This window comes from Nocardia sp. NPDC050406, assembly GCF_044459025.1.
In the GTDB taxonomy this organism is placed as follows: Bacteria; Actinomycetota; Actinomycetes; order Mycobacteriales; family Mycobacteriaceae; genus Nocardia.
Map to the genome: position 1 here is coordinate 2,358,332 of NZ_JBITIM010000001.1, position 13,198 is coordinate 2,371,529.

Annotated in this window: 10 protein-coding genes; 6 read left to right on the forward strand and 4 right to left on the reverse strand. The window is 69.8% G+C overall.

The features are described 5' to 3' along the window. Positions 1-76: 76 nt before the first annotated feature. The gene (locus ACIBH2_RS11250; protein ID WP_397115886.1) at positions 77-1,603 is read right to left on the reverse strand and encodes an FAD-dependent oxidoreductase; all 1,527 of its coding nucleotides are present in this window, start codon (positions 1,601-1,603) and stop codon (positions 77-79) included. 165 nt (positions 1,604-1,768) lie between these two features. Here ACIBH2_RS11250 and ACIBH2_RS11255 point away from each other — a divergent pair, with 165 nt between their 5' ends. From ACIBH2_RS11255 to xylB, 6 genes are all read left to right on the forward strand, one after another. Next, on the forward strand, positions 1,769-4,153 hold the full coding sequence (locus ACIBH2_RS11255; RefSeq protein WP_397115888.1) for a PEP-utilizing enzyme: 2,385 nt from the start codon (positions 1,769-1,771) through the stop codon (positions 4,151-4,153). 125 nt (positions 4,154-4,278) lie between these two features. Continuing rightward, positions 4,279-5,193, forward strand: a complete 915-nt coding sequence (locus tag ACIBH2_RS11260; RefSeq protein WP_397115890.1) for a tyrosine-protein phosphatase — start codon at positions 4,279-4,281, stop codon at positions 5,191-5,193. A 51-nt stretch (positions 5,194-5,244) separates the two neighbouring features. Then, positions 5,245-6,216, forward strand: coding sequence for a tyrosine-protein phosphatase (locus ACIBH2_RS11265; protein ID WP_397115892.1), 972 nt, complete (start codon positions 5,245-5,247; stop codon positions 6,214-6,216). A 127-nt stretch (positions 6,217-6,343) separates the two neighbouring features. Next, the gene (locus ACIBH2_RS11270; protein ID WP_397115894.1) at positions 6,344-7,342 is read left to right on the forward strand and encodes a glycoside hydrolase family 172 protein; all 999 of its coding nucleotides are present in this window, start codon (positions 6,344-6,346) and stop codon (positions 7,340-7,342) included. 62 nt (positions 7,343-7,404) lie between these two features. Continuing rightward, on the forward strand, positions 7,405-8,427 hold the full coding sequence (locus ACIBH2_RS11275; protein WP_397115896.1) for a zinc-dependent alcohol dehydrogenase family protein: 1,023 nt from the start codon (positions 7,405-7,407) through the stop codon (positions 8,425-8,427). A 15-nt stretch (positions 8,428-8,442) separates the two neighbouring features. Further along, complete coding sequence (gene xylB / locus ACIBH2_RS11280) at positions 8,443-9,843, forward strand: xylulokinase (protein WP_397115898.1); 1,401 nt, start codon at positions 8,443-8,445, stop codon at positions 9,841-9,843. A 4-nt stretch (positions 9,844-9,847) separates the two neighbouring features. Here the strand turns inward: xylB and ACIBH2_RS11285 are convergent, their stop codons facing one another. From ACIBH2_RS11285 to ACIBH2_RS11295, 3 genes are all read right to left on the reverse strand, one after another. Further along, a complete protein-coding gene (locus tag ACIBH2_RS11285) occupies positions 9,848-10,012 on the reverse strand; it encodes a ribbon-helix-helix protein, CopG family (protein WP_397115900.1) in 165 nt (54 codons plus the stop codon). Between the two features lie 68 nt (positions 10,013-10,080). Continuing rightward, positions 10,081-11,556, reverse strand: a complete 1,476-nt coding sequence (locus ACIBH2_RS11290; RefSeq protein ID WP_397115902.1) for an FGGY-family carbohydrate kinase — start codon at positions 11,554-11,556, stop codon at positions 10,081-10,083. Next, positions 11,556-12,968 (reverse strand): L-fucose/L-arabinose isomerase family protein, encoded by a 1,413-nt coding sequence (locus ACIBH2_RS11295; protein ID WP_397115904.1) that lies wholly within the window; start codon positions 12,966-12,968, stop codon positions 11,556-11,558. Before ACIBH2_RS11295 ends, ACIBH2_RS11290 begins: the two co-directional genes overlap by 1 nt. Positions 12,969-13,198: the final 230 nt, after the last annotated feature.

Here is a 13,198-nt window from a genome sequence, read left to right on the forward strand (position 1 = left end):
TTCTGACCATCGACGCTAGGGCGACGGGCCCGCGAGCAGCGGGAATAGTCCCGGTGATCGGAACCCGCGCGACCGGTCAGCGGCCCTGGTCGTCGCGTGGTTTCTCGGCCGCGGCGGCTCCGGCGCGGCGGCCGAAGAAGGTGCCGTCGCCGAGCGAGGTGCCGCTGATGTAGCCGAATCCGTGCAGGCCGTTGGCGGCTCGGCCCGCGGCGAAGAGCCCGCCGATGCGGTCGCCGTTCACGTCGAGCACGTGGCCGTCGAGGTCGGTGTGCAGACCGCCGAGGGTGAACACCGACGCGCCGGTGCCGCGCCGGTCACCGGCTTCCGAGGGCGGGCGGACCCCGGCCTTGACGTCGATGGCGGCCAGCGGCGACGTGAGCGGGCGCAGCCAGCGCGGGGACTTGTGGAAGTCGAGATCGTCTCCGCGCGCGGCGAGTTCGTTGTAGCGCAGCACGGTGTCCACGAGCGATCCGGTGGGCAGTCCGGTCAACTGCTCCAGCTCCTCGGGGGTTTCGCCGACATGGGTGGGCTGGACGCCCCAGCGCTGCGGTTCGGGCACATCCTCGAAGCCGGTCTCGTCGACGATCACCCACACGGCGGTGTCGTCGCCCGCCCACGCGCCGCCCATGTTCTGGCGGTACAGCGCCGCCTGGCCGATGCGGCCCGGATAGGTGTCCTCGTTCATGAAGCGCTGACCTCGGGCATTGACCACCATGCCGCGCGCCGCCAGACCGGGGATCAGGGACATGCCGACCTGACCAGCGCCCATGTGCCGGACCGCGGCGCCGAGGGCCTGGGCCATGCGGATACCGCTGCCGTCATCGGTTCCGGCGCTCACCTTGGTGTGGCCGAGCAGTTGCGGCGCGTGATCGGCGAGCATGGCGTCGTTGTCCACGAACCCGCCGGTGGTGAGGACGACACCGCGATGGGCGCGAATGGTGAGTTCCTTGCCGTAGCGGCGCGCGACGACGCCCACGACCGTATTGTTCTCGGCCACTATCAGGTTGGTGACATAGGTATCGAAAAGTGCTTCTGCTCCAGCGGATTCGGCGGCCTCGGTGAGGCACTCCATGAGCAGCTTCCCGCCGAAGTCGTTGGCTGTCGGTCGGTGCCCGCGCGGGGCGGGCGTCGCCAATTCCGTGAAGGGCCAGCTGTTCTCGCCGAGCCACATGAGCCCGTCATCGGTGGGCGGCACCCAGGTCGGGGCGTCCCACAGCGACGGCTTGAACGGGACGCCGCGGTCGACCAGCCACTGGAAGTGCTCGACGCTGCCCGCGCAGTACTCGGCGATCTTGGCCGGATCCGCGCTGGGACCCAGTGCGGCCGTGAGGAAGGCCGCCATGTCCTCGGCCGTATCGGCGAAGCCGCAGGCCCGCTGCACGGGTGTGCCGCCGCCGAGGTAGATCTCGCCGCCGGACAGGGCCGACGCGCCGCCCGCGCCTCCGGCCCGGTCCACCACCAGCACCCGCGCACCGGCCCGCGCGGCCTCGAAGGCCGCCGAGGCACCGGCCGCCCCGTACCCGACGACCAGCACGTCCGCCTCGAAGTCGTAGTTGTCGATCGCGGCCGCCGCACGCGGGCGCACCGAATTCCGCACCGTCATATCCACGACGTTCCCTTCGCGAAGCGAACGACATAGCGTCGCATCTTGCTCAATGACTCTTCGATCCCGATCACCGGGACTGCGACCGGGCGGCGGTCGGCCCGGCGGTGATGGTGTGTGAACGGCGTCACCTTGGTTGCGGACGCCTCACGAGGAGGAGAGTCAATGCGGATTCTGGTCACCGGAGTCACCGAGCCGAGTGGTCGTGCCGTGGCGCGCATGCTGTTGGCCGCGGGCCACGAGGTGGTCGGCCTGGACCGGCAGCGGCACCGCTACGTGGACCCGCGCGTCGTGGTGACCGTCGGCGACCTGTCCGATGCGGCGGTCTGCGCCCGGGCGGTCGAGCAGGTCGACACCGTGGTGCATCTGGCCGGACACGCCGTCGCCACCATGGCCGCGGCCGCCCGCGACGGCGGCGCGCGCCTGGTGATTCCCGTTGCCGCGGGCGCGGATTCGACCGTGCAGCGCATCGTCGCCAGCAGCGGCGTGAACGCGCTCATCGTGCGCACCCCGGTGGTGACCGGACGCCGAGTGGACCGCGACAGCTGGCGGGCGCTGGAGAATCTGGCCGGTGCGCGCGGCGGCGAGAGCCTGCAGGTGCTGCACTACGACGATCTGGAGCGCTTCCTGGTGCTGGCCGCCGTCTCACAGCGCGACGGAATCGTCGGATTGGCCGCTCCCGGTGAGGTTTCCGGCGAGGACGTGCGCCGCATTCTGCAGGACGCGGGCGTGAAGTACTCCGCGTGGCTGCCGCGCTCCTCGTCGAGCCGCGCGCTGATCGACACCACCGCCGCCCGCGACGAGTGGAACTTCCGCTACGGCTGGACCGCCCGCGAGACGGTCGCCGATGTGGCGCGCGGCCTGCACGGCCGCAAGGCCGACGGCTCCGGCTTCCGCGCTCGCCGCGGGGCCATCCCGCTGCCGAGTCACCTTGTCCCGCAATCGGCCCCGACCTCCGACGGCTATCCGCTGGTCTCCGCCGCGCCCGAGGGCTATCAGGGCGAATTCGACGATCTCATCGACGAGCGCATCCCGGTCTACACCGCCACCAACACCTCCGAGGCGCTGCCCGGCCCGCTCACCCCGCTCACCATCGACCTGCAGGCCGGTGCCATCCGGCTCGGCAACGAGGCCATGGGCGCCATGATCGCGCTCGAGGGAATCGCGTTGGAGCACTGGGTTTCCCGCGTCACCAGCGTGCTCGGCCACAACATGTACATCAATCCCTCCATCGGCGTCTTCACCGCCGAGAACATGCCGGGCTGGGACGAGGAGTCCATTCGCAAGGACGTCTACGGCGCGATCGGCGATATGGAGCTGCATCCGCTGGGCCGCCCGCCCATGGACGGCGGTCGTCTCGGCACGCTGAAGGCGACCGGCCGGGTGGCCGCCACCGCCCTGAGCTACCGCAAGACCGCCGAGCTCATCAATGCCGCCTCCCGCGCGGAAGCCCTCGACCGAGACCAGATCTCCGAACTCACCGACGAGCAGCTGCACGCCCGCGCGCTGCTGTGGCGCGACCGTCTCAACCAGGCCTGGCAGGCCGCCTCCATCGGGGTCATGATGACCGGCGCGGCCACCGCCGTGCACAAGGGCGAGGTGAAGATCGATCTGGATCGCCTCGAATCGGCGCGCCCCATGCTGGCCGTGGAGCGGCTGGCGGCCTTGTGCCGCAAGGACGCCGGGCTGCACGAGGTGGCGCGCAGCGGCGATGTGGCCGCGGCCCGGGAGAAGTCGCCGGAGTTCGCCAAGGCCCTCGACGCCGTCCTCGCCGCCATGGGCCACCGCGGTCCGGGCGAGTGCGAACTGCTCAACCCGACCTTCGGCGACCGACCCGAACTGCTGGTGACCGCCGCCGGTCGCGCCGCGGAAATGCCCGCGCCGCAACGCGAGCCGGTGCCGGAGCCGACCACCCGCACCGCCAAGATGGCCGTCGGCGCGACCGTCTACCGCGAACGCGCCCGCGATGCGGTGGTCCGCGTCACCCACTGCCTGCGCCTGGCCACCCAGGAGCGCGCCGCCCGACTGGTGAAGGTCGGCAAGCTCACCGAGATCGAGGATTCGGCCTTCCTGACCCTCGACGAAATCCTCTGGGCCCCCGCCGATCTGAAGGAGCGCGTGGTCCGCCGCCGCGCCGAGCGCACCCGGCTTCAGGGTGTGCGCATGCCGGATCTGGTGAACGGCCATTGGGAGCCCGAGGAGATCGGCGGCGCCATCGCGGTCGGCGACACCCTCACCGGCCTGGGCGTGAGCCCCGGCGTGGTGGAGGGCACCGTCAAGCGCGTGCTGACCCTCGACGACGATATCGAGCCCGGCGACATTCTGGTCGCCTCGGTCACCGATACCGGCCACACCGCCATGTTCGCCTACGCGGGCGCGGTGGTCACCGATATCGGCGGTGCGGCATCCCATGCCGCCATCGTGGCCCGCGAATTCGGCGTCCCCTGCGTGGTGGACACCAAGACCGCCAGCACCGGCCTGTCCGACGGACAGCGCGTGCGCGTGGACGGCGCGGCCGGAACGGTGACGCTGTTGGCCGACGCCGACTGACCCTCAGGCTTCGGACCGAGACCCCCACTCATCGGTCCGCGCACCGAACCGGGACCCCACCCCGATTCGGCAGTACCCGGCCGTAACCCCCACTCCGCGGCCGGTCATCGAAAGGAAAACCCCCAGTGACGATTTCGCGTGCCGTACGCGGCAGCGTGGCGGGCCTCGCCGCCGCCCTCATCGCCGTCTTCCCCGCCACCCTCACCCCCGCCGCGGCGGACACCCCCATCGCGGTGCTCCAGGCGCCCAAGGGCGGATCCCTCGAGATCTCCGCCCCCAATGCCCGCGATCTCGGCGGCTACCCCACCCAGGGTGGCGGCGGCAAGATCAAGCCCGGTTCGGTCTACCGCTCCGATGCGCTGAACAAGATCACCGCGGCCGATCAGCAGGCGCTGGTCTCGGCGGGGATCGTCAAGGTGATCGATTTCCGCAGCCCCACCGAGAGCGGCGCGAATCCGGACAAGCTGCCGAGTTCCATTCCGGCGCAGGCACTTCCGATCTACGACCCGAACAACGACTTCTACGTCTTCTTCGGCAAGCTCGTGCAGGGCGGCCCGGAGATGCAGCAGCAGGTGCTGGGCAATGGCGGCGGCGCGAAGTACATGAGCGACTACTACGCCTGGATGATCAGCGACGCCACCGCCCGCGCGCAGTTCGCGACCGCCCTGAAGGAGATCGCGAACTCCTCCGGCCCGGTGCTCTACCACTGCACCGCCGGTAAGGACCGCACCGGCCTCATGACCGCCATTCTCATGAGCGCCCTGGGCGTGCCGCGCGGCCAGATCTACAACGACTACCTGGCCTCCAACGACAAGCTCGCGGCCAGCAACCAGGCCACCCTGGACGGCCTCGTGGCCAGCGGCCGGGTCACCGACCCGTCGCTGTTCGAGCCGGTGCTCGGTGTTTCCCGCGAATTCCTGGACTCCTCGTTCCACCAGATCGACGCCAGCTACGGCTCCTTCGACAACTTCCTCGCCAGCGGTCTCGGTATCGACGACGCCACCGTGGCCGCGCTGAAGGCGAAATTGCTCGATCGCTAGACCCGGGTCGGGCGCACACTGCCCCACCCGTTATTGAAAGGGAAACCCATAGTGACGATTTCACGCGCTGTACGGGGCAGTGTCGCCGCCGTAGCCGCGGCGTTCCTCGCCGTTCTCCCGGCCGCGGCCACCGGGGCCACCGCGACCGCCGCACCGTCGACGGTCATGCTGCGGACGCCGCTGCTGACCAAGGCCGATTCGATGGGCATCACCGCCCCGAACGCCCGCGATGTCGGCGGGTACGCGGCGCAGTCGGGCAACAAGACCGTCCGCAACGGCCTGGTCTTCCGCTCGGACGCCCTCGACAAACTGACCGCGGCCGACCACCAGAAGCTCACGGCCCTGGGCCTGACCGAGGTGCTGGATCTGCGCAGCCCCACCGAGACCGCCGCCAATCCGGACAAGCTGCCGGGCTCCATCCCGCGCACCGAACTGCCGATCTACGATCCGAACAACGACTTCTACACCCTGGTCAACCAGATCATCGGCGGCGGACCGGCCTACCAGCAGGAGAAGCTGGGCAATGGCAAGGGCGCGGAGATCATGCGCACCTACTACCGCTGGTTCGTCACCGACGCCACCACCCGGGGACAGTTCGCCGCCGCCATTCGGGCGATCGCCGACGCCGAGGGCCCGATCCTGTACCACTGCACCGCGGGTAAGGACCGCACCGGTATCACCACCGCGATCCTGTTCTCCATCCTCGGGGTGTCGCGCGAGGACGCCATGTCGGACTTCCTGCTCTCCAACGACCGGCTGGCCGCCAGTAACAAGGCCACGCTGGACTACCTGGTGTCGCGGGGTCTGATCGAGGACCGGTCGCTGATCGAACCGCTGCTGGGCGTGCAGGCCGACTTCCTGGAGTCGTTCTACGACCAGGTGTCGAAGTCCTACAGCAATATGGAGCAGTTCGTCATGCGGGGTCTGGGCATCGACGCCGCGACCGTGGCCAAGCTCCAGGACAAGCTGTTGCAGCAGACCGGCGGCATGCCGACCATCCCGAATCCGCCCTACGGCGGCTGACGGCGAAACAGCCTGTTCGGCACGACAGTTCGGGTCGGTACCGCGTGTGGGTCGGTACCGACCCTTCGTCGTTCGAACAGTTCGATCTTGCCACGCGCCGGGGCCGCCACGTGCGAAAATAGGTCCGGTGCAGGAGATCTGGCGGCTCGACGGGCGGCGCACCCGATCGATCAGCGCGGAGAACCCGACGGGCGCTCCCGGGGCGGGCGGGCGAGCCATTTCCGGCACGGGGGCCTTCGCGGCGGCGGGACTGGGCCGCGGCTGGAAGGTATCCCCCTCCATCGATGTGACTCCGGGCGAAACGGTCACCCTCGCCGATATTTCCGGACCCGGCGTGATCCGACACTTCTGGCTCACCACCGACCGCACCATGCTGCGCGACTTCACGCTCTACGTCTATTGGGACGGTGCGCCCGATCCGGCCATTCGGGTGCCGCTGGGCGATTTCTTCTGCAATGGCTGGGACCGCTTGGCGCTGGTCAACTCCGAGGCCGTGGTGGTCGCTCCCGCGGGCGGGCTGAACAGCTACTGGCCCATGCCGTTCGGGGCGCACGCCTTGGTCATGTTGCACAATGGCGGCGAGCGCACCGCGCCGGTGTACTACCAGATCACCTATCTCGAAGAGGACGTCGGGCATTCGGCCGGACGACTGCACGCGCTGTGGCGGTGCAGTGATCCTCTCGGCACTCCCGCCGTCCATCCGATCGTCGAATCCCACGGCGGCCCGGGTCGGTATGTGGGCACCTATCTGGCGGTCGAACCGCGCGCGCCCGGGTGGTGGGGTGAGGGCGAGATGAAGTTCTATCTCGACGACGACGGTGAATACCCGACCATCTGCGGGACGGGTACCGAGGACTATTTCGGCGGCGCCTGGAATTTCGACCTCAATGGCGCGTATCTGCCGTACTCCACACCGTATCTGGGGTTGGTGCAGGCGCATCCGCCCGACCGTATCTATGAACCGGAACAGCGATTCGGCATGTACCGCTGGCACATTCCCGATCCCATCTGCTTCGAGCATTCCCTGCGGGTCACCGTGCAGGCGCTGGGGTGGCGCGAGGACGGGCACTACCTGCCGTTGGAACATGCCAGCGTGGCCAGCACCGCGCTGTGGTACCAGGGGTGAGCCCGGCGTCGGAATGCCGGAAAACGCATCGGCCGTAGCCGTCTCGGGTGCATGGTATTTATATGCGCGCGTTGGTCGTCGAGAAGCCTGGACAGTTCTCGGTGCAGACCGTCGCCGATCCCACGCCGGGGGCCGGTGATGCCGTCGTTCGGGTGGATGCGGTGGGGATATGTGGCACCGATATTCACATTGTCGCGGGGGAATTTCCGCCGACGCCCTATCCGATCATTCCGGGACACGAATTCGCCGGTGAGGTAGTGGCTCTCGGCCGCGATGTCGACGGCATACGGGTGGGTGATCGGGTGGCGGTGGATCCGTCGCTGTTCTGCGGCCGCTGCCATTACTGCGCGATCGGGCGCGGGAATCTCTGCGAGAACTGGGGGGCTATCGGCGATACCGTGGACGGGGCGATGGCGGAATTCGTGAAAGTGCCCGCCGCCAACTGCTATCGGCTGCCCGGCCACGTGCCCGCCGCGCACGGGGCGCTGGTGGAGCCGCTGTCGTGCGCCGTGCACGGATTCGATGTGCTGCCACGGCAACTGGGCGCGCACTATCTCATCTACGGCGCGGGGACGATGGGCTTGCTCATGCAGCAGTTGGCCATTGCCGGTGGCGCGGCGTCGGTCTCGGTGGTGGACACCAATCCGGCGCGGTTGGCGGTGGTGCGGGCCCTGGGCGCGGACGCGGCGGCGACCAGCGCCGAGGAGTTGGACCGGCCGCAGGGGTGGGAGATCGTCATCGACTGCACGGGCTCCATCGCGGCCGTGGAGGACGGGTTGGCCCGGGTGCGCCGGGGCGGCACGTATCAGCAGTTCGGCGTCGCGCCCGCCGACGCGCGGGCGAGCATCTCGCCGTTTCGCGTCTACAACGACGAGATCACCATCGTGGGGTCGATGGCGGTCCTGCACAGTTTCGGCCGGGCCGTGGACCTCATGGGCGAGGGTGTGATCGACGCGGAAACCATGATCACCCACGACTTCTCGCTCGACGAGTTCGACGAGGCCCTGCGCACCTTCCACGCGGGCGTCGGCCGCAAGATCCAGGTGCGCCCGAGCGCCCGCACCCGCAGCGCCTTCGGCGCGTGACATCGAGGTGGACCAATGACGGTCGTCGCCGGAGTGGACAGTTCGACCCAGTCCTGCAAACTGCTGGTCTGCGATGCCGATACCGGAACGGTGCTGCGGCACCGGCAGATTCCGCATCCGGACGGCACCGAGGTGCCGCCCGCCATGTGGTGGGAGGCGCTGCGGGCGGCGTGCGAGCGCATGATGCGCGAGGTGGAGGCCATCGCGGTGGCCGGGCAGCAGCACGGTCTGGTGGTGCTGGACGAGGCCGGGCATCCGGTGCGCGATGCCCTGCTGTGGAACGACACCCGCTCGGCGGAGTCGGCGGCGCAGCTGGTGGGCGAGCTCGGCGGGCCGCAGGCGTGGGCCGATGCCGTGGGCAGTGTGCCGCTGGCCGCGCACACCGTGGCGAAGCTGCGCTGGTTCGCCGACCACGAACCCGAACTCGCCGACCGCACCGCCAAAGTTCTCCTGCCGCACGACTATCTGACCTGGCTGCTGCGCGGCGGGGAACGCGATCTCGAGACGACCACCGATCGCGGCGACGCCTCGGGCACCGGGTACTGGTCTCCGGCTACGGGCGACTACCGAATGGATCTGCTGTCCTTGGCCTTTCGCGGACGCACCCCGCAGCTGCCCCGGGTGTTGGCTCCCGCCGAGGCGGCCGGACACACCCCGGGCGGCCGTCTGGTGGCGGCGGGCACCGGCGACAATGCCGCCGCCGCACTGGGTCTGGGCATCGGCGAGGGCGATGTGGTGGTGTCGCTGGGCACCAGCGGAACGGTGTTCTCCCGCGCCGCCGTGCCGAGCGCGGACCCCAGTGGCGCGGTGAACGGGTTCGCCGACGCCACGGGCGGGTTCCTGCCGCTGGTGTGCACCCTCAATGCCGCTCGGGTCCTGGATGCCACGGCGGCGCTGCTCGGCACCGATGTCTCCGGGCTGGAAGTCCTTGCCGCCCAGTCACCGCCGGGTGCGGACGGGCTCATCCTGCTGCCGTATCTGACCGGCGAGCGCACCCCGAATCTGCCGCACGCCTCCGGCAGCCTGCACGGTCTGCGCCCGCACACCATGCGTCCGCATCATCTCGCGCGGGCGGCCATCGAGGGCATGCTGTGCAATATCGCCGATGCCCTGGACCGGCTGCCGACGGTGCCGCGGCGCATTCTGCTGATCGGCGGCGCGGCGCGCTCTCGACTCATCGCCCATACCGCCGCGACCATCTTCAATGCGACGGTCACCGTGCCCGAACCCGGGGAGTACGTGGCCCGTGGGGCGGCGCGTCAGGCGGCGTGGGCACTGCGCGGCGGCCCGCGACCGCCGCAGTGGCCGAGTCCGGCCGCCACCGAATTCCCGCCGCCCGCCGCGCGTTTCGGCACGGCCATTCGGCAGCGCTACGGCGAGGTGCGGGATATGTACTATCCGCCCGCCGCGAGCTGAGCCGCTACGACGCCAGATCGTCGTAGACGAAATCGTCCCAGGTCTGATGTCGCATCAGATAGTTCCGGATGGCCTCACGGGTGATCTCCTGTTTCGACCGTCCCTCCACTGTCGCCTGCGCGCGCAGCGCAGCCTCGTCGTCCTCGCTGAGCCGCAACGTCCATGCCACGGCGAAGTCATACCATCCCGAGGGAAACTTCGCGCCGCGTGATCGGCCAGGACTGCGGCGACGGTGGGTCAGTCGGCGGCGCGGCGCTGTTCCGCGGCGAGGAAATGGGCGGTCTCCCGGGTGTTTTCGTACAGCGCGCGATAGTGGCGATAGTACTCGTCGTAGCGCGCGTGCCGTTCCGGATCGGGTTCGACGGTGGCGATGATCGGATTCCAGGCGGAGGTGTCCAGGCCGACGGCGGTGGCGGCGAGGCGGGCGTCGCCCAGCGCGGCGCCGACGGTATCGGCCGGAAGCTGTTGGGGCAGACCGGTGATATCGGAGACGATGCGGGTCCACAGGCCGCCTTTGGTGCCGCCGCCCACGGCCACCAGGCGTTCGGCGCGCCCGCCCGCCGCGGCCATGGCCTCGAGATTGTGGCGGACGCCGTAGCCGATCCCTTCCAGGACCGCGCGGTAGAGGTCGGCGCGATGGTGGCCGAGGGTGAGTCCGGCGATGAGGCCGCGGGCGTCGGGATCGAACAGCGGGGTGCGCTCCCCGGCGAAGTACGGCAGCACCAGCAGGCCGCGGCTGCCCGCCGGGACGCGCGCCGCCTCGTCGACCAGGTCGGCGAATTCGCTGTCCACCAGGATGCGCAGCCAGTCGGTGACCGCGCCGGAGGTGGCCATACCGGCCGCGAGTGTGTAGGTGCCGGGGCAGGTTCCGCAGGTACCCCATAGACCCGGATGTGGTCGGGGCGCGGTCAGCACCTGGATCAGGAACATGGTGGTGCCGTACATGATCATGGCGTCGCCCGGTGCGCGCACGCCCACGCTGTCGGCCTCGGCCCAGGCGTCGATGGTGCCGGTGGTGACGGGCAGGCCCGCGGGCAGGCCGGTCATCGCGGCGGCGTCGGCGGTGACATGGCCGATCACCTCTGTGGGCCAGGCCAATTCGGGTAGCGCCAGATCCGGCGCGACCAGTTCGGCCCAGTCGGCGGCCCAGTCGCGGGCGTGCAGGTCGTAGAGCGGCGCGCATTGGCTGGCCGACTGGTGGTCGAGCACGTAGCGGCCGGTAATGCGGTGGACCAGAAAGGAACTGGCCATCAGCAGCATGCGGGTGCGCGCGTGGACGGCGGGTTCGTGGCGGGCGAGCCAGCGCAGTTTCGGTCCGATGGCCTGGCTGGTGAGCGGCGAACCGCAGCGGGCGAGAATCGCCTCGGCACCCAATTCGGCGTTCAACTCGTCGATTTCGGCTCCGGCGCGGGTGTCGATGCCGTAGAGGATGGCCGGGCGCAGGGGCCTGCCGGTGGCGTCGGCGGGCAGCAGACACGGTCCGATGCCGCTGACCGCGAGGGCATCCAACCGATCGCTGTCGGCCGCCTCCACGAGATGCCGGGCGATGCTGACGAACTCCTCCCACCACACGTTCTCGGGCTGATGCTCCACCCAGCCGGGTCGCGGGGTCGAAACCCCGTGCTGCCATTCGGCTCTGGCGACCACGGTGCCGTCGCGGTCGACCAGCACGCCCTTCGAGGCGGAGGTGCCGATATCGATGCCGAGCAACATCAGCGGGCGAATTCGTCGAGGGTGATGTCGAGCAGTTCGCAGGCCGCCGCGACGGTCTCGCGATGGTCGCCCGGCACGGCGTGAATATGGTTGGCCCCGAATCGGGACAGGAATTCCGAGGCGCGCGCGTCCAGTCGCGCGAAGGCGTGCGGCCACTCCCGGGTGGATTGCTTCATGAGCGCCTCGTTGGTCGCGCTGTCGTAGTTCTCGAATTCGCCGAGCATGATCTGCATCCGGTACCGGCCGTCGCACCGGGTGAGCCGACCCAGGGTCATGATGCCGGGGGCGGCGAGGTGGTGCACCGACGCGCCACCGGCCGGGAAGAAGAACACCTCGGGGTAGAGGTGTACGCGGGCCAGGTTCTCCAGCGGGTCGTCGCTGCGGGCGGCGTACCAGGTGGCGTGTTGGCCGGAATTGCACAGATCCCAGATGTCGCGGTCGGCGTGGTAGTGCCGCACATCCGCGAAAAGCACCGGCGTGTGGGCGATGTGCTTGAACAGCTGCATGGTGAGCGCGCCGTCCATATCGGCCTCCGTGGCGCAGACGTGCGGTTCCTTGGGGCCGTTCCAGTCGTAGGGGTCGTTGAGCAACGCCTCGGTGATATCCATGGTGGCGAAGTACTGGGTGAGCTCCGGTTGGCCTTTGATACCGCAGAAGTCGAGCTTCCACTCCGCGATCAGCTCCCGCACGGCCAGATACGAGCGCAGCTGGCGGTCCAGCAGCTCCGGGGTGAGCTTGCGGCCGTCGTAATGCACTCCGGCCGTGTGGGTTTCCAGCCAGGCGCGGGCGGCGGCGGCCTCGGCGGCGTCGGCGGTCTCGGCGCGGCGCACGATCTCCCACTGGTCGATCTCCTCCACGTCGATGCCGAACTGGCGCTGCCACTGATCGGTATTGGCGACGGCGGTGTTCATGCCCATGGGTCGCCCGCCGAAGCGACCGAAGGTGCTGCCGCGCAGGCTCGCCACCGCGGCCGCCGCACCGGCGCGTACCCCGAGGGCAGCGACGAGTTCGGGATCGGCGGGATCGCCCCAGAGCCGCGAATGTTTGCGGCCGATCTGGTCCAGGGCTCCCCCGGCGGCCAGCATGCCCACCATGCCGGGCTGCACCGGGTCGATATTGGAGAGCAGCAGCAGTGGGCCGGGCAGCGCCCCGGCCGCCAACATGGTGAAGTGCGGGAACGCCCACACCGCGTAGTGCAGGACGGTCAGGTCCACGCCCGCCGCCGCGACCTCGCGCGCCACCGCCACCGCCCGGTCGTTGCCGCTGACCGTGGCGCTGCCGCGAATCACGGTGTGCCCGGCGGACTTCAGCTCGGCGACGAGCCGGTCCTCGGTGGCGGTGATGAAGTCCGCGATTCCCGCGTGCACGTAGTCGCGGCCGTCGGAGAAGCTGATCACGCCGATACGGGCCATTGCCGGTCCCTCCCCGTGCCTGGGTTGGCTGGTCGACTCGGATTCAGAATCGCAGCCGCGGCGGTGCGGCACGGCGGATTCCGGGGACTCGAGCCCTTTCCGTGTCCTCGCTACGCGCCCGGCAGCAGCAGCGGCGCGAGGTACACCCCGCCCTGCGCCCAGCCCGCGCCGGTCACCCTGGCACCGTCGCCCATCCCTCCAGCGTCACCGCCGCGCGGGGTCGATCACCA

Bases quoted from the DNA above. Each gene is read 5' to 3' on its own strand.
- ACIBH2_RS11250 (WP_397115886.1), bottom strand. From the start codon at position 1,603: ATGACGGTGCGGAATTCGGTGCGCCCGCGTGCGGCGGCCGCGATCGAC.
- ACIBH2_RS11255 (WP_397115888.1), top strand. From the start codon at position 1,769: ATGCGGATTCTGGTCACCGGAGTCACCGAGCCGAGTGGTCGTGCCGTG.
- ACIBH2_RS11275 (WP_397115896.1), top strand. From the start codon at position 7,405: ATGCGCGCGTTGGTCGTCGAGAAGCCTGGACAGTTCTCGGTGCAGACC.
- xylB (WP_397115898.1), top strand. From the start codon at position 8,443: ATGACGGTCGTCGCCGGAGTGGACAGTTCGACCCAGTCCTGCAAACTG.
- ACIBH2_RS11290 (WP_397115902.1), bottom strand. From the start codon at position 11,556: ATGTTGCTCGGCATCGATATCGGCACCTCCGCCTCGAAGGGCGTGCTG.
- ACIBH2_RS11295 (WP_397115904.1), bottom strand. From the start codon at position 12,968: ATGGCCCGTATCGGCGTGATCAGCTTCTCCGACGGCCGCGACTACGTG.